Consider the following 15,993-nt stretch of genomic DNA (forward strand, 5'->3'; position numbering starts at 1 on the left):
AGTCGACTCGTAATCTATTTCGCCGAATCGCTATTGAGCGAATCGACCGATGGCTGAACAACTCGAATGTTGTGGTCATGAAATGAAACGCCTGGAACCCATTCGACGCTCGGCATGTGGCAAGTCACACATTGCTTGTCATTCCGTTTTGCCCATGTGGCGGGGTGAGATTCCGTATGGCAGTTTTGACAGATCGAATTGTAATAAGTTTGGTCGTGTTCGACAGCATCATGAGGATCGTGACATGTCGAACAGGTGAGCGTTCCATCGCCTTTGAGATAGCACCGGCTTTTCATCAGACCGTACGGTTGAAATCGGGCAAGTTCATTAGCCGGTGCATCGCTGCGGACCATTGATTCGTCCCGATGGCATTGACTGCACAGTGCAAGTTCTGCCTCGGGAGTGTCCAGAGCGACCAGCGGTGGAACGGTCTCTGCGAGTCCTCGTCTAGCAGCGTCAACATGTTTCTTTCGAGGACCGTGACAACGCTCGCAATTGATGTTCGGTACGAGGGCCGAATTATCAACATGTCCGCTTGGTGGAGGCCCCCAAGTCATGTGGCACCCTAAGCAGTTTTTGAGATCTTCGCCATCAAGGGGACGTCCGAATCCTGTTAGCGGTTCGTCGGAGTTGTAGCTGAAGTCTTCATGACCAGGAGTCGGTCCCAAGCCTTGACTGTTGGTATAGAACGTCCAGCTATGTTCGACTCCGCGCTGCCCATCATTCAGTACGCTCACTGGGGTCCGGGCATGAATACCAGATCCCAAAAGCCAATGCACTGGGATCTGGTCGACGCCGTCCTCGGTGTGGGTCTGCACTTCGAATTGGGGAACTCGTTTGAGGAATCGCCAGGTCTGTTTGCGATCCTCATCTTCGTATTCAGTTCCCGCAAGATGCTCAGCTAGCTTCGTGTCGTGGAACTGCACTGCTGTATGCGAGTGTCCCGATCGTTGATGTGCTTCCGCCTGAAGTTCATGACATTCCACACAGGCCTGGTCACCGGCGAAGTTGGCGTGATAGAGTTGTGCCCATCTTTCGCGATCCGTCGATTCGCTAGTTACAACCGCCTTCTGCTCTGCAGATTGCTCTTGAGGCTTCGTGCTAGAGTCGCAGCCTGCTAGTAGCGATATCCCTATGGAAAACCAGAGGCTAAGGGCGGTCAATGACTCGTTGTTCCCATAGTTCTCGACTAAGCGAGTCACTGCAAGGGAGCGTCTTTTAGCTTCCACTCGCCATCAACCTCTTGAAGTTGCCATTCGACTTCGGTTGTGCCTGTGGAAGCACTAGCATTATTGCCCTTCCCGGCTCCATCACCCATTTGTGAGTTTGTGACTCCGGGGGTGACTGCAACAGTGGCTGTGCTACTATCGCCTGAGACACTCGGCTCGCCAACGATTTCGAAAATGGCCGATGCATAGGCCTGACGGTTGCTGGGTGCGGCACCATCGACGAAGGCTGCTTTGAAGGTGGCTTCGCTACCAGCGGCATCACCGAGTGACTGAATCGCAGCTTCGACCTTTTGCGATTCGCCGAGACCTTCACGGACATTATCCCCACAACCCGGGAGACCTAAGAACAACAGGAATAAAGCCGAGTACTTGCAAAATGTATCGATCGAGGAGTTCATTGGAAAGCTTAACGTCTGAAGTGTCAGTGACGTACTTTGGAGTACGCGTTTTATCGAGAAAAGATCAAGCGAACTACTGTATCGATCTACCGGTGATCTCCGGTGAACCCATACAGTAGTCCTAGTTTGCCTGCAGATGGCTTACCAGTCTGCGAGGACTTCACGGTTGCGCATCGTGTTTGCCCCCTGCCAGACAGTGAGGTTCACATTGTCGGCAACGAAGCGGACGGAACCGTCTGCCAGTAGGGCGTTGACACCGCCGATGTGGTAACTTCTTGCCGAGGCCCAAACGTCTGCAGTTGATCGTTCTTCGGTGCACTGGAGCGGGTCTCCGGCGGGAATGTTTTCATCACATGCAGCGAGTTGATCCGGCTGTTTCGAGTTGGGGCCGTACAATCCGCTAAAGATCGTCGCTCCCATGGCAGGAGAGAACCAAACGCCACGAATGTCCGTCGAAGAGTCGATCGAGATGATTTCACTAACTGCGATCGTGTTGCTGGTGCCGTCTTTGAAGTCGGCTGCACGGTGTCCCTTCGAATTTTGGAACCGATCGCCAGACCCGCCCAAGCTTACAACGATGTTTTCTTGGTTCGTAAAGTAGGTACCAAATGCACCTTTCGTGGCATTCGACTCCCATGACAGCATGTTTCCCGAGCCCCAACTCGCTGCGTAGTTCGTCTTGGCGAGCGATTCGAGACCGTAGCTACCGTCGCTGAACTGCGATTCGATTTGGTCTGAAGAGGGACAAACCATGAATCGGACCGGGTCGCGTCCGATGTGGCCGGTCGAGGCGTGATATTCGCAATCGTCGGCTGGGTTGTGAGTGTGTTCGTTCAAACGGTTGTCGTTGCAAGTGACGCATTGTTCATAGCGAGCATTTTCTTCCACGAAAGGAAGAATATTCGCAACCCAGTGGAACCCGAGTTCATTCTGGCCATGTTGCCATCCACCGGTCTTAAACCGGTTGCCTGATTCGTCATAGCACAGATAGCCGGGAGGAAAGGCTCCGTGCAATTCCAAATGGTTATGCAACGCCACGCCAATTTGCTTCAAATTGTTGGTACATTGCGCACGGCGGGCCGCTGCACGAGCTTGCTGAACTGCAGGAAGCAACAAAGCAATCAAGATCGCAATGATCGCGATAACGACCAGAAGTTCAATTAGCGTAAAACCAAGTAATCGTCGTTTGAAAGCGTGGTTTCTTTCGTTCACTTGGTGCATTCGGTGTTTCCCCCTATGTACTTGAAAGATGAGATCGACGATGGTTGAAACGTACAGTCGCCGACAAAATAACACTGCCGAAAGCAATAATACGCACCATGAGTACGGCAGATATTGGGGCCTTAGACTAGTCACCGATACTAAGTTGTCCTGAATGCAGAATTAAGTTTTTGTTAAAGTCTCGGCTTCGTCCTATTTGGCGATGGGCTCGCTCCCGCTTGGAGTTTGTGCTCCAATGCGAGATAATGGGCAAAGGGGCTGGGGAAAGTCCGCTTCCTCGAGCAACTTGACGGCAACTCTTGAGAAATCCAACACGGTGCATGATGTTCAGACTAACATCAACTAGATGCAGCCCTTTGATGTGGTCGTATGGTCACTGTGGGTAAGTGACCGTCTGGGTGTCAGTGGCGATTTGGCTGTTCCGTTTGACGAATTGAAGATCAGACTCGCCGCGGGCTCGAATTGGTCGGCAGAACACACAATAGAGGTATGGCAAGGTCGGCATGAGATGAATCGATTTGTTGCGGTTGGTGACATTCACGGGTGCAGTCAGACATTCGCAAAGCTCCTTGAGATGATCGAGTTGGAACCTGGCGATACACTATTGTCGACGGGTGATCTGTCATCCAAAGGTGAAGACTCGCGGGGGGTCCATGATCAGTTGCTCTCTCTGCAAGAACGTGGTGTGAGCCTGGTCCTGCTTCTCGGAAATCACGAGCTGATGTTGTTGGCGATGCAACGCCTTATCGGAGCAGAAATTAATCTCGATCGATTCCCGGCAGCGTTATTCGACGGAGCTGTTATCAGCTTTCTGGTCCGTGACAACGAGACCTGGGCTACACTCAAGTCTTACGGGCTCGAAGGGGCAGAGGACTCGCAGTGGTGGGCATTTCGCTATACGGATTCACGGAAGCATTTTGAGCATGTCGCCCCGATGTTACCGACCTTGAACTGGAAGTTGCCGCAAGCCCATCTCGACTTACTATCACAATGCAAGACACACCATATTGAACGGAATTGTCTGTTCGTGCACGCGGGGATTTTTCCGAAGTATTTGAAGCTGACGGACGCCCAGCAAGCGGTGGATTCCCAGCTTGCCGACGATGCCAAAGCGATTTGCTGGAACCGAGATTGGCTGGGCCAGCGTCCTGGGTTTTCACAACTTGTTGTGCATGGGCATACGCCGTTGCCGTATTTGCACTCTTGCCTTGCAGATACGAGTCCGTGGCGTGATGAAGACTTGGTTTTCAAGTCGGTTGTCCATAATGGAGCTTTGAATCTCGATAGCGGTGTGTTCCTCGAGGCTGGTCATTTGACAGCTGTTGAGATCCCCGAAGATGGCGATCCTGAGAAGCTCGAATTTATTCGTGTTGCACGGAATGACCCGGTTTGCAAAGACCGCTTATGGCATTTCAATTTTATGTAAGAGTCGAACATAGCCCCGCCCAATGTTCGTCTCGATTCCAATTGGTATCACGGTGCGATACTGTGTTCTTGCTCAGTTTCATTGAACCCGTATATTGTTGTTTCTTAGAACAACCGCTGCATCGACTGCTAGACGAATATTTTGAATACGTTCTCAACTTGATTTAATAGCTTTCCTATGATTGAACACCTTCGAACTCTTAGGTTTTTTGTTTGTTTCCTGCTAGCTTGTCCTGCTAGCATCTACGCGGAGTCGGACTATCCATTACGCGATGCTGTTGAATGTCATCCGCGTGATGGCCTGCCGAATTTCCTGCAGAAAATTGCCGCCGACGAGACGGTGCGAGTTGCCTATCTGGGGGGCAGCATCACCGCAGCACCTGGGTGGCGTGTTCAGTCGCGAGAGTGGTTGCAAAAGAAATACCCGAACGCCAAGTTTGAAGAGATTCACGCAGCCATTGGCGGAACCGGTTCTGACCTAGGTGTGTTTCGTTTGCAACGGGATGTTTTACAGCACCAACCGGATTTGCTGTTCGTAGAATTTGCGGTCAATGATGGTGGTGCACCGCCGACACGAATTCAGCAAGCGATGGAAGGTGTCGTCAGGCAAACATGGAAGGCTGACCCGTCAACGGATATTTGCTTTGTTTACACTTTGACCGACAAAATGCTAGGGGATCTTCATGCCGGGAAGATGCCTCGAGCAGCAAGTGCGATGGAAGAGTTGGCTGATCATTACGGAATTCCGTCGATTCACTTTGGTGTCGAAGTGGCCCGATTGGTCGCTAGTGACCAGTTAATTTTCAAAGCACCGAAACCTCAAAATCCCAATACGAAGCCGATGGTTTTCTCGACCGATGGCGTACACCCTCACGTGGAGACTGGGCATCGATTGTACGTGGAGGCAATTGCGCGTTCGTGGCCAAAGATCGCGAACAGCAGTGGCGATGCTAAGCCTCATCGAATTGTCTCTCCGCTTCGTTCGGATAACTGGGAGCAGGCGAAACTCGTTTCGATTCAGCCCGAGATGTTGCAAGGGGATTGGAAGAAACTCGCTGAGGATCACCCACTTGCGAAACGTTTTCAGAGAAACATGCCGGAGTTGTTCCAGGCTATGAGCCCTGGGGCGTCTTTGTCATTTCGATTTGAGGGGACTGCCGTCGGAGTCTTTGACATTCTCGGGCCGGATGGCGGACAACTCAGCGTCGAACTTGACGATTCGAAACCCGTGATGCGAAATCGTATCGACGGCTATTGCACCTATCATCGGATGTCAAAACTCAACGTTGGCACAGAGCTGAATCCGGGAGTTCATACCGTCACGATCACCCTGACCCCCAACATGCTTGATAAACGGGCTATTCTCTTCGAGCGAAATCGCAGTGACTTTGACACGAAGCCAACCAAGTATCAAAACCAGACTTGGTACGCAGGTGCATTAATGATGATCGGCGAACTCAAGTAACGCTAGTTTGGTCGGCTCGATTCTAGGATTAACTAGATTCTGGCTATGCAGTGCAATTCTCTATGAATTCAGTCTTTGTCATAATAGGAGCTAACCCGTTGATGATGTCCGCTTCAGTCCGCTATTTGGCTTTGAATTGCTTGCTATTAACTTTTAGCGTTTGTCGGCCGTGTATCGCCGGTGATCAGTCGATTAAAACAGTCACTGATATGGAGGGGCTCGTCGCATTTTGGACTTTCGACGAGGAAGCCGGGCAACCGCGAGAATCGGTTGGCACTGATACCTTATATCCGTTACAGGAAGTTGGCGGTCCGATTGCACGCGTGAAAGGTGGGCCGTTTTCTGGGTATTCGGCGGATCTCAACGGTAAGCAATACTTCAAAATTCCATACGCGGAAACTGGCAAACTGAATATCTCGGGGTCCGAAGCTCAAGTATCTATGTTTGCGGCTGTACGAATTGTGAATCTCAAGCAGAGTCGCACGATCGCTGGCATGTGGAGTGAGGGCAAAGGCAGTAATGACGACACTGGTACGCGTCAGTATGCGTTACTCATGAATATGCCTACGTACGGCGGCCCGAATAAACTCGTGCCACACATTTCTAGTGAAGGCGGCGTCACTCGTCGTGCGGATGGTAGCGCTTTTCCGTGGTGCTGTGACTACGCAGTTACCGCGTCTCCAGTTCCGACGGATGAATGGTGCACACTGGGCTTTACTTACGATGGAAAATACATCCGTGCCTATATCAATGGGCGTCTGGATGAACTGAAACTTGACCCCGCCAAACACCGTCGCACGGATCGATACTTTACGAAAGAAGGCCTGGACGGTGGCGACCGGGGCATGAACCCGTATTTTCACGGTCGTGGCATCTTTCGATACGATCCGATCAAACATGCAGAAACGAAGATCAGCGGCTCGGACTTTACCGTCGGCGCAAGATACGCCGTTGGGAGTTTTCTTCGTGAGGCCACGATCGGAAAGTTTGGCGGTCTGGCCGTATTCGATCGTGCCCTGACCGATGCGGAAATGAAGAAACTGCATGAAGCAGCCAACTTGGAGGATCTCGATTAAGGTCTACGGCTTGGGCTTAATAAAGAGGACCTCGCCCCGTTCGATCCAGCCTTTCCGCAGATCAACTCGAAACCAACCGTCATCGTTTTTCTTTTGAAAGCGAACCGGGGAACGACGGCCGAACTGCTGTAAATCATACTGGGCCCAAGTCTGCCCCATATCGGTCGAAATGATGAAACCGGTATGATACGGCGACGCCGGTGCGTAGTGGGCCGACAAGATCACTCCGTCCTCAATGATCATGTTGGCCGATTCGTATTGGGGATTAAACAGCAACGTGTGCTTTTCTGGTTTGGTAAGGTCGGCCGGGTCACAGCAGAAGATGCCTCGATCATGAGGCATCGGCCCGTTATTTCCATTGGCGTCCGATGCCCAGTAGAGTTTTCCATCGACGAAGTTAATTCCACCTGACTTGTATCGCGAGTTTGAGTCGACGGAAACAAGAACCATCCAGTCCCACTCGTCGTTTTTCGCATCGTAGGCACCACGCAGCCAATGGCACTCGTGTCGGTCTTTACGGTCATGGTCCCCGGTGCACGCATAGAACGCGTTCTCTGCCGGGTTGTACATAACCGTGTGAATGTGACGACAAATCACCGGGTTGTTCGGGTTCCCTAGTGGTGCATTCGTCTTGGCGTCCAAGTCGTGGAAACTTGGATTGTAACCGAACGAATAAGCGATCTTTATGGTCTCACCTTGGTCGGTTGAGTAGTAGATGTTGATCGGCACCGGCCCACCGAGCACATTGCAATAGTTCCCCCAGACCAACATCTCGTTGCCATCGATATCCCAGGTGTGAACTCCGTCGAGCGAATGAAAATACCACCCGGGACGATTGGGATCTTGTGGAGTATGTGGCAAATACTCGCTACCGTCATCATTTTTGACCACAATTGGTCGGTAGGTTTTGAGATTGTCGGTGCTGAGAAACAGTTTCGTGCGGGTCGCGAAGAGAATGTTCCCGTTTGCGAAAATACAGCTAAAGGTGATGTTGTTGGCGTTCGAAAACTGCGCAGAGTGCGGCCAAGACTGACCGTTGTCTTCCGATAGAAAGATTCGCCCGTCGCCAAACCCGAAAGCCTTGCGACCTCGTTGTGAATCGATGTACGGACCGTCCCCCGCGAGCCGGTACCAGAAATGATCGGTTTCCCCCTGCGTAGACATCGAACTCGCGGGAGCAGCGGGCGCGTTGCCGAGACCGGAAACATAAACGCCAGTTGCGATTGTTGTGCTGAGGAATTCACGTCGCGTAAACGATCGGTCAGATTTCATTGCAGTGCCTTTGAATTCTTGGTGGACCATGACAACAGCTGGATACGTGCGTTGTCATTATCATCTGGCGCCAACGCGTTGACGCCACGTTTCGTATTTGAGCGACATTTCGTGAACTCGGTTTGGAAACTTCGCCGCCAGATTCGTGGTCTCGCCGATGTCATCTTTAAGATTGTAAAGTTCCCACGGACGATCGTCGCGTGGTCGGACGAGTTTCCAATCCCCCATTTGGATCGCGCGTCCCCGACTGCAGTTCCAAGCGAGCAACTGGTGTCCCGTTCGCTGTTGACCATGAAGGATTGGCACGAGACTTTGACCTTCCATCGGCAATGGATGGCGGCCGTGAAATTCCGTCGGGTATTCAACTCCTGCGACATCGAGACAAGTTGCCATGATGTCGATGACGTGGCCCGGTTGTTGCGTCAGCTCACCGCCATGCCGAATAACATTGGGCCAACGGACAATCAGCGGTGTGCGAATACCACCCTCGTACGCGGATTGCTTATGGTCACGAAGCGGCGTGTTGCTTGTTGTCGCCCAGGCGATTCCGTAGCCTGCGAACGTATCGTGAGGCCCAGGCATCAAACTCGGTCCGCTGCCAGGCTTGATCGCAACGCGATCTTTTCTCCACCGACTGTTGTTCGCTCCCGGTGCAAATCCAAAACCACTTGTAGTCGGCCGAAGCCCACCATCAGAAGCGGCACCGTTGTCCGACAAGAACAGCACGAGAGTGTTCTTATCGTGTTCCGATTTGTTTAAGACTTTAAGCAAGCGACCGACACCACGATCGACATTCGCGATTTGAGCAGCATAGACTGCCATTCGTTCGGCTTGCCAATCCTTGTGCGGATCTTTCGACCACTCTGGAATCGATTTCGGTAATGCAGCCAGTGTCGTGTTCTTAGGTACCAGACCCAGTTCCTGTTGCCGATTGAAACGGGTCTCTCGCCAGGTGTCCCAACCTTGTCTACGGTAGCGGTCACGATACGGCGCGATTGTTTCTTCGCGGGCATGCAACGGCCAATGTGGGGCGATATATGCGAGGTAGAGAAAGAAAGGTTTCTCACGGCCGATCGCTTCTTCGAGAAATTCAACCGCGTAGTCGTTGAAAACATCTGTCATGAAGAAGCCGGTTTCGGGAAACTGCCACGGCTTGTCGTCTAAATAAAAATCGTTGGCGTTGACGGCATTCCAATAGCTGATTTTCCCCTGGCAGTTCGGCCCAAAGAAACGATCGAAACCGCGTCGAACCGCTAAGTCGCGTCCTTGCCATTTGCCGACCATTGCTGTTTGATACCCGGCGGCTTGCAACACTTCAGAAATCAAAACACACTTGTTGAAGTCTTTGGCCTCGTTCCAACGGTCGCCGCGGTGTCCTGTCTGCTGACAATACAATCCGGTCAACAACGAGGCTCGTGTCGCGCCGCAGACGGAATTGTTATAGAAGCGTGTCAATCGTAGTCCGTCCGCAGCGAGTGAATCGATGTGCGGAGTCTCGATTTCACCTCCATAGCATCCTAAGTCCGACCAGCCCATATCATCGACCATAATAACGACGATGTTCGGACGTTCCGCCGCTGAGACGATCGAACCCCACAGCAGCCACAAAACACAAAAACGGATGAACGTCATTGCGGTCCTTTCTGTCGCATGCACATTGCGATGACGTGCAAACGTGTTTCGTCCGAAATATCGGTGGTCGAAAACTTGGATGTGAGTTGTCGCAGTTAAGTTCGCTTTGTTACCCACGGAGATCATCTGTGGTTGTCACTATTGTTACCGGATTGTTCGTTGCATCTCAATATGCCCATGTGTTTATTCTTTTGGCACGAGAAATTGAGACGGGAACTCGAACGATTCGATCGGATACAGCGTCTTCCAATAGGTCTTCGTGAGTTGATCTACAGCAAAGACACGCCGCCATTCACTGGCGAGATTGCGCGGTGCTTGGACCGATTGTCGTTACAAACGGAGTCTCGGTTCAGCCGCAAACTGTGCTTTGGCCGGGCATCGCGGTTATTGTCTGCAAGTGCCTGAGAATGCGAATTGACTTGGGCGTCTCGTGAGATCGCAACCTTCGATGTGCCAGACCAATGGCACTTGCGATAGCGACGCGTAACATCAGGACTCATGCAGCGGTATATTTCAACCCGACGATGGCTATTAACAGCAGGATCAGAAAAAACACACGGCCGGCATTGATCGGTTCGTCGAGAAGCAGCATTCCCAGAAGAATGGCACCGCAGGTACCAATGCCAACCCATACCGCGTATGCCGTCCCGATGGGAATAGTTCGGGCAGCGAGGGCCAGCATATACATACTCGCGACGATTCCACCAATGGTCAAAATGCTGGGAACAAGCCTCGTGAAACCCTGAGTGTATTTGAGGCCGATCGCCCAACCCGCTTCTAAGAGACCCGCAACGATTAGAAGAATCCATGGCATGACAACGCTCCTTTAGGACGCGTCGTCTTGTCTTGACCGGGTACGTCGCACATCGTCCGGGCCGGATTGGCAATCCTCCAAGTGAGGAGAAGAAGTATAAGAACTCACCCGACAGTTGGTCAAGATTTTGCTGGTTTCGATGACTCTAATGACTTGCATCGTCGAATAAGCAGAACAAGGCAATCCAAGGTACCATCAAAAGACGCACTTTGCATGAGTTTATGTCTAGCGTCGGCCATCACGCATCATTTCCCGAGCGGCGTTTCGACCACAGATTCCCATCACTCCACCACCCGGATGAGCCGCGCTGCCACAGAGGTAAAGTCCGGTGATTGGTGTCCGGTAGTCGCACCAACCTGCGATTGGTCGCATCGCGTGTAATTGATGGAGCGACATCGCACCTTGGAAAATGTTCCCGCCGGTCAGCCCGAACGTCCGCTCCAGGTCGACTGGCGTGAGAATCTGTCGATGCAGAATCGACCCTGGTACGTTTGGTGCGAATCGGGCGATCTCCGCGATACAGCGGTCGGCGTATTCGTCCCGTATCGACTCCCAATTTCCTTCTCTAAGGTCATAAGGGGCATACTGAGTGAAAAGGGAAAGAATGTGACAACCGTCGGGAGCGATTGTTCGGTCGACCGACGTTGGAATGGTCATTTCCACAATCGGACGTTGTGACGGGACCCCGTATTTTGCGTCGTCGTAGGCGTGTTCCAGATGGTCGAGTGTCGCCCCGATGTGAATTGTGCCACGATGTTGCGGGCCAGGTGTTCCATCAAGAGCGGATGGCAGACATGTAAAGTTCGGTAACTCGCTGACGGCCAGATTAATCTTCAAACTCGCGCTACGATAATCGATTCGCGAGACCGCATCGGAGAATTCACTGGGAAGTTCATCCGGTGTAAGCATCCGTTCGAAGGTCTGATGGCAGTCAACATTCGATGCCACTCGACGCGCGTGGATCTCTTCGCCGTCTTCCAATCGCACTCCAACGACTTTGCCGTGTTCCGTCAGAATTCGATCGACGGCGGCATTTGTACGAATTTCGACGCCGCGTTCGCGTGCGGCAGCGGCGATCGCGTTCGATAGTGCTCCCATTCCGCCTTCGACATATCCCCAGACTCCGCGAGCACCGCCGGCGGAGCCCATCACATGATGCAACAACACATACGCCGTTCCCGCCGCAGAGATCGGTTCGAATGTGCCGATGATGGCATCAGTGGCCAGCGTCGCTTTCAGGACGTCAGATTCGAACCAACGATCGAGAATCGCCCGTGCGGACCCGGTTAGAATCTCGATCGCCTGTGGTAGATCGCTACCAAGCTGCCCGAATGCTGTGTGCAACGATTTTCCGCGTCGAATGTCTTGGAACCGCTGCCAAAGGGAACGTTTTCGCCAGGATGAGGGCAACGGGAGAAGGTTTGGCGGAGTCTCGCTGAGCGTCGGTTCGAGGCACTCGGCAATGCGTTCTAAGAGTCGTTCATATTGCGGATAGCGTTCGGCGTCTCGCTGTGAAAACTTGGCGATTTCACGTTTGTTCTCGACGAGGTCACGCCCGAGCATGAGGTAACGCCCGTCTTCGAAAGGTGTAAACGACGACGGATTCCGTGCCAACACACGGTAGCCATGGCGTCGCAATTCGAGATCGTCCTCAATATCCGATGGCAACAAACTGACGACATAAGCAGCGGTCGAAACTCGAAATCCTGGCCAAAGTTCCTCGGTCACGCATGCACCGCCGAGAACCGTGCGTCGTTCGAGCACGCAAATTTTCCAACCGGCGTTCGCCAGGTCTGCTGCGCACACTAAGCCATTATGACCGCCGCCAATGATCACGCAGTCATACATCGCTCGCCCTTGATCTCACGCTCGCGTCGGCCGAAGGCTAGACGGCCGGGAAAGGCCAATCCTTATGGTAATCGCGTCCGAGAAGCGCGTTCGCGGCCAAGTGATTGCCGAAAGTCATTGCCTGGGAATCGAAATGCAGCTCCGGCCCGACACGGTAGGCGATATTACCGAGGTGGACGAGGTTCGAACTCTCCGCGGTCTCCACAAGACTGGCGGTGGGTTGTTTTCGGGTGCGAATACAATCGATGAAGTTCCGCAGGTGCGGCGTGAGACAATCGGTGGCGGCAGCCGAAGGTGCGTCTTTGATCCCATAGACCTTCCATCCGCCACGATCAACGATCAGCGTGCCATGTTCCCCATAAAACGCGACGGCGGCATTACGGCCTTCGATCCCGTGATTCGTCCAAAGCCGGTGTTCCCACTCGATGGTACGGCTGACTTCAGGGTACCGGTAGCTGACGTGCAGAGTGTCGGGAGTTTGGCGATCGTCATCGAACGCATGCTGTCCACCGACAGCAACGATGGATTCCGGGTTCTGAAGTCCCATTCCCCAGCGTGCGACATCCAGAAGGTGCACACCTAGGTTGCCAAGTTCACCAGAACCATAGTCCCAGAACCAACGCCAGTTCTGATGGAACCGGTTCGCATAGAAGTCATTCGTCGTCGCCGGTCCACGCCACAAATTAAAATCGATACCTTCCGGCGGTGACGAGGGTTGGTGATGCCCAACGCTTTTTCGCCGATGCACGGTCCACGCTTTCGCCAACCAAACTTCGCCGAGTTGTCCGCTCTGGACGAACTCGATCGCGGATTGGAAATGCTCGCCACTACGTTGTTGCAGACCGACCTGGACAATGCGTTTTGAATCGTGTGCGACGCGACGGACTTGTTGGATCTCCGCAAGCGTATGGGCGATCGGCGGTTCGAGGTAGATATCCTTGCTGGCCTGACAAGCGAGGGTCGCCATGTGTGCATGCCAATGATCGGGGGTGGCGATGACAACCGCATCGACGCACGGGTCGTCCAGCACATGACGGAAGTCCGATTCACGTCGCGGATAGGAACCCTGATGTTCACCTAACGTCCGGGCGACTCGTGAGAGAACCGCCTCGTCGACATCGCATACACTGGTGATCACGGAATTCGTATGGCGTAAGAATTCCAGCCCTAATCGTTCGCCGTGACCACGTAGTCCGATCACTGCCAAGCGGACCGGATCCTGGCTGTTGCCCGAGGTATTGGCATTCGCCGTCCCAACCGCCACCATTCCAGCGGCGACACCCGCGGCGTTCTTGGCACTGGAGCCAAGAAACTGACGACGGCTAATGCGATCTAGAAACTGCTTTGTATCCATAAATATCGATTGCCAACTCGTTTTCCCGATTTTTCCAGGTACAGTTTATCACGCCCGGCACGCTGACGAAACAGTTTCCCCCATGGGAAAGCGTCTTTATTGGGAGTCTGGCGGCTCGGTCGGCCCGCAACAGGGGAGTTGGCACTCTTGACACCTCTCACGAGTTAGGGAAGATGGGGGTTATAGGAGTTCGCACCGAAATGGCATCACCAATTGTTCAAGGATTGACCACTTGTGCGCTGGAAAACTTGGATTCGGCGGGTATTGTGGTCGGGGGTCGTCCTAAGTTTCGGATTGATCGTATCGACAGCCTTGTGGCAAAGCTTACGTGCAGTGGGAGATGCGACCGGCGCCCGTGTCGCGGGCGGGATCGCGTTAGGACTACTGAGTTGCTGGATTGTCAATGGAGTTCTACTTGTTGTCCTTCTGGCGGTGGAAATGCTGTCTGTGAATGGAGACCAACGGAAAGACAGTGACCGACAAAAGAAGTGATTTGGTCGCGTAGTTTATAGGGTCGCTGAATTCCATGCCTATCCGCTTTCGCTGTCGGCATTGTCGGCAGAACCTGGGGATTTCCCGGGCCAAGGCTGGCGAAGATGTCGATTGCCCGACCTGTGGACGCTCGATCCGAGTCCCCCCGACCGACGGCCAAGCCGATGAAGCCGGTCGACCGCAAATGAACTTCCGTGACCCGGCTATTGCCAAAGCGATGGCAGAGATTCAGTCGTTGAGTGATGTGAAGCCCAAAAGAAAAGAGACTCCGAGCAGTGACGAGGTTTCCATCGAGGAGCCGGATGAGCAGAGGCCAATCGTGCTGTCCGAACCGGACGTGCAACCACCGCCGGTTCTGGAAATCACCCCACACTCGTCAGAGAAAAAGTCCCGTGAGAGTCGGGCGGCCGGGGCAGCCGCTTCGGATGAGACCAGTGCCGAGCGAAACCGGAAGGAGTTGGAACGGCTAGCGGCTCAGGCGGAGGAAATTCATGATCGGTCGAAAACCGAACTCAAATCGCTGCGACTTTCGATTCCAGCGATTAGTGGTCTGGTGTTGGGGTTCGGTTTGCTGATGGGGCTTGGCATTGGGTACCTCGTCTACGACCCAGAGACGCCAGAGAGCGACCCGAGTATCAATTCGAGCTCGCAGGAACCCGGAGAAACCGACTCCGTTGATTCGAAGAAAGACGGGACCGATCAGTTCACGATCCAGGGGGTGATCACTTACGATCCCGAAAATGCGGCCACACGTCCGGATACGCAGTCTCTGATCGTGTTGCTGGCGGAGTCGCCGAGAGGGCAGGTCAAGATTCCGGGGGAATCGCTTTGGGAACCCGAAGACAGTCCCGACTTCGAAGTCGCCGCCGCCACGCTCGAATTAATCGGCGGGCGGGCGGCGTTGACAGACCGGGCCGGGCGGTTCTCATTGGCCGTCCCAAAGGCGGGCTCTTATCATCTGGTTGTGGTATCTCGACATGCCTTGCGGGAGAACACTGCGGTGGACTCGTCGTTGGAGGCCGTCTTGAAGAAGTATTTCGAGCAACCGCGACAACTACTGGGACGGCGAGCCTATCACGTGGAAATGTTGACAGTCGATGGTTCGAGACTGAACACGTTGCGTCATCGTTTCAAGTGATCACGCAAGACCGACTTGGGATTACTCAGCGAAGAGCCATTGGCAAACCAACCAGGCTGGTGGCGAGATTTGCGGTGCAATCAGCGTGAACCAGTCGTGTGAGTGGATTTCAAGTTGCTGTTCCGGTTGAGCGTCTGCCACGATTGCAACCGACGAGTGACGATGTGGACCGGCTTCTGCAACCGCAGGACCAGCGACAGATGTCGTCGCTTTCACTTCCAGCACTTCGACTTCAGCGACTTCAACTTCAGCGACTTCAACTTCGGCCACTTCAACTTCGGCCACTTCAACTTCGGCGACTTCAACCTCGGCGACTTCAACCTCGGCGACTTCAACCTCGGCGACTTCAACTTCGGTCACTTCAACTTCGGTCACTTCAACTTCGGTCACTTCAACTTCAGCCACTTCAACTTCGGCCACTTCGACTTCAGCGACTTCGACTTCAGCGACTTCGACTTCAGCGACTTCGACTTCGGCGACTTCGACTTCGGCGACTTCGACTTCGGCCACTTCGACTTCGGTCACTTCGACTTCGGTCACTTCGACTTCGGTCACTTCGACTTCGGTCACTTCAACTTCGGTCACTTCGACTTCGGTCACTTCGACTTCGGTCACTTCAACTTCGGTCA

The 15,993-nt window shown here is 53.4% G+C and carries 13 protein-coding genes and 1 riboswitch; of the genes, 5 read left to right on the plus strand and 8 right to left on the minus strand.

Annotated elements, in window-relative coordinates:
- Window positions 1-14: 14 nt before the first annotated feature.
- The 3 genes from AC5DDB_RS05620 to AC5DDB_RS05630 all read right to left on the minus strand — a co-directional run bounded on the left by AC5DDB_RS05620 (window position 15) and on the right by AC5DDB_RS05630 (window position 2,848).
- Complete coding sequence (locus tag AC5DDB_RS05620; RefSeq protein WP_491738707.1) at window positions 15-1,202, minus strand: multiheme c-type cytochrome; 1,188 nt, start codon at window positions 1,200-1,202, stop codon at window positions 15-17.
- A complete protein-coding gene (locus AC5DDB_RS05625) occupies window positions 1,199-1,627 on the minus strand; it encodes a hypothetical protein (RefSeq protein ID WP_491738708.1) in 429 nt (142 codons plus the stop codon). Before AC5DDB_RS05625 ends, AC5DDB_RS05620 begins: the two co-directional genes overlap by 4 nt.
- A 141-nt stretch (window positions 1,628-1,768) precedes the next feature.
- Window positions 1,769-2,848, minus strand: a complete 1,080-nt coding sequence (locus AC5DDB_RS05630; RefSeq protein WP_491738709.1) for a DUF1559 domain-containing protein — start codon at window positions 2,846-2,848, stop codon at window positions 1,769-1,771.
- 508 nt (window positions 2,849-3,356) lie between these two features.
- Here AC5DDB_RS05630 and AC5DDB_RS05635 point away from each other — a divergent pair.
- The 3 genes from AC5DDB_RS05635 to AC5DDB_RS05645 all read left to right on the plus strand — a co-directional run bounded on the left by AC5DDB_RS05635 (window position 3,357) and on the right by AC5DDB_RS05645 (window position 6,814).
- Complete coding sequence (locus tag AC5DDB_RS05635; RefSeq protein WP_491738710.1) at window positions 3,357-4,274, plus strand: metallophosphoesterase; 918 nt, start codon at window positions 3,357-3,359, stop codon at window positions 4,272-4,274.
- Between the two features lie 177 nt (window positions 4,275-4,451).
- On the plus strand, window positions 4,452-5,738 hold the full coding sequence (locus AC5DDB_RS05640; protein WP_491738711.1) for an SGNH/GDSL hydrolase family protein: 1,287 nt from the start codon (window positions 4,452-4,454) through the stop codon (window positions 5,736-5,738).
- Window positions 5,739-5,839: 101 nt separating this feature from the next.
- A complete protein-coding gene (locus AC5DDB_RS05645) occupies window positions 5,840-6,814 on the plus strand; it encodes a hypothetical protein (RefSeq protein ID WP_491738712.1) in 975 nt (324 codons plus the stop codon).
- Window positions 6,815-6,817: 3 nt separating this feature from the next.
- On the opposite strand, the gene AC5DDB_RS05650 is transcribed toward AC5DDB_RS05645, so the two are convergent.
- The 5 genes from AC5DDB_RS05650 to AC5DDB_RS05670 form a co-directional block, all read right to left on the minus strand.
- Complete coding sequence (locus AC5DDB_RS05650; protein ID WP_491738713.1) at window positions 6,818-8,086, minus strand: WD40/YVTN/BNR-like repeat-containing protein; 1,269 nt, start codon at window positions 8,084-8,086, stop codon at window positions 6,818-6,820.
- Between the two features lie 60 nt (window positions 8,087-8,146).
- A complete protein-coding gene (locus AC5DDB_RS05655; RefSeq protein ID WP_491738714.1) occupies window positions 8,147-9,718 on the minus strand; it encodes an arylsulfatase in 1,572 nt (523 codons plus the stop codon).
- A gap of 496 nt (window positions 9,719-10,214) precedes the next feature.
- Window positions 10,215-10,532 carry a DMT family transporter gene (locus AC5DDB_RS05660; protein ID WP_491738715.1) on the minus strand — a complete coding sequence of 106 codons (318 nt, stop codon included), beginning with the start codon at window positions 10,530-10,532 and terminating at the stop codon, window positions 10,215-10,217.
- Between the two features lie 16 nt (window positions 10,533-10,548).
- A riboswitch (guanidine-III (ykkC-III) riboswitch) is annotated at window positions 10,549-10,613 on the minus strand.
- Window positions 10,614-10,757: 144 nt separating this feature from the next.
- A complete protein-coding gene (locus AC5DDB_RS05665; protein ID WP_491738716.1) occupies window positions 10,758-12,380 on the minus strand; it encodes a phytoene desaturase family protein in 1,623 nt (540 codons plus the stop codon).
- Between the two features lie 37 nt (window positions 12,381-12,417).
- On the minus strand, window positions 12,418-13,734 hold the full coding sequence (locus AC5DDB_RS05670) for a Gfo/Idh/MocA family protein (protein WP_491738717.1): 1,317 nt from the start codon (window positions 13,732-13,734) through the stop codon (window positions 12,418-12,420).
- A gap of 526 nt (window positions 13,735-14,260) precedes the next feature.
- On the opposite strand from AC5DDB_RS05670, the gene AC5DDB_RS05675 reads away from it, so the two are divergent.
- Window positions 14,261-15,364 carry a hypothetical protein gene (locus tag AC5DDB_RS05675; RefSeq protein WP_491738718.1) on the plus strand — a complete coding sequence of 368 codons (1,104 nt, stop codon included), beginning with the start codon at window positions 14,261-14,263 and terminating at the stop codon, window positions 15,362-15,364.
- 162 nt (window positions 15,365-15,526) lie between these two features.
- The coding region (locus tag AC5DDB_RS05680) for a pentapeptide repeat-containing protein (protein WP_491738817.1) at window positions 15,527-15,993 on the plus strand (467 nt) is incomplete at its 3' end.

Source organism: Thalassoroseus sp. (genome assembly GCF_984380535.1).

Excerpts from the sequence above, each read along its gene's own strand:
- AC5DDB_RS05625 (WP_491738708.1), bottom strand. The coding sequence starts at position 1,627 with ATGAACTCCTCGATCGATACATTTTGCAAGTACTCGGCTTTATTCCTG.
- AC5DDB_RS05630 (WP_491738709.1), bottom strand. The coding sequence starts at position 2,848 with ATGCACCAAGTGAACGAAAGAAACCACGCTTTCAAACGACGATTACTT.
- AC5DDB_RS05635 (WP_491738710.1), top strand. The coding sequence starts at position 3,357 with ATGAATCGATTTGTTGCGGTTGGTGACATTCACGGGTGCAGTCAGACA.
- AC5DDB_RS05640 (WP_491738711.1), top strand. The coding sequence starts at position 4,452 with ATGATTGAACACCTTCGAACTCTTAGGTTTTTTGTTTGTTTCCTGCTA.
- AC5DDB_RS05645 (WP_491738712.1), top strand. The coding sequence starts at position 5,840 with ATGATGTCCGCTTCAGTCCGCTATTTGGCTTTGAATTGCTTGCTATTA.
- AC5DDB_RS05650 (WP_491738713.1), bottom strand. The coding sequence starts at position 8,086 with ATGAAATCTGACCGATCGTTTACGCGACGTGAATTCCTCAGCACAACA.
- AC5DDB_RS05655 (WP_491738714.1), bottom strand. The coding sequence starts at position 9,718 with ATGACGTTCATCCGTTTTTGTGTTTTGTGGCTGCTGTGGGGTTCGATC.
- AC5DDB_RS05660 (WP_491738715.1), bottom strand. The coding sequence starts at position 10,532 with ATGCCATGGATTCTTCTAATCGTTGCGGGTCTCTTAGAAGCGGGTTGG.
- AC5DDB_RS05665 (WP_491738716.1), bottom strand. The coding sequence starts at position 12,380 with ATGTATGACTGCGTGATCATTGGCGGCGGTCATAATGGCTTAGTGTGC.
- AC5DDB_RS05670 (WP_491738717.1), bottom strand. The coding sequence starts at position 13,734 with ATGGATACAAAGCAGTTTCTAGATCGCATTAGCCGTCGTCAGTTTCTT.
- AC5DDB_RS05675 (WP_491738718.1), top strand. The coding sequence starts at position 14,261 with ATGCCTATCCGCTTTCGCTGTCGGCATTGTCGGCAGAACCTGGGGATT.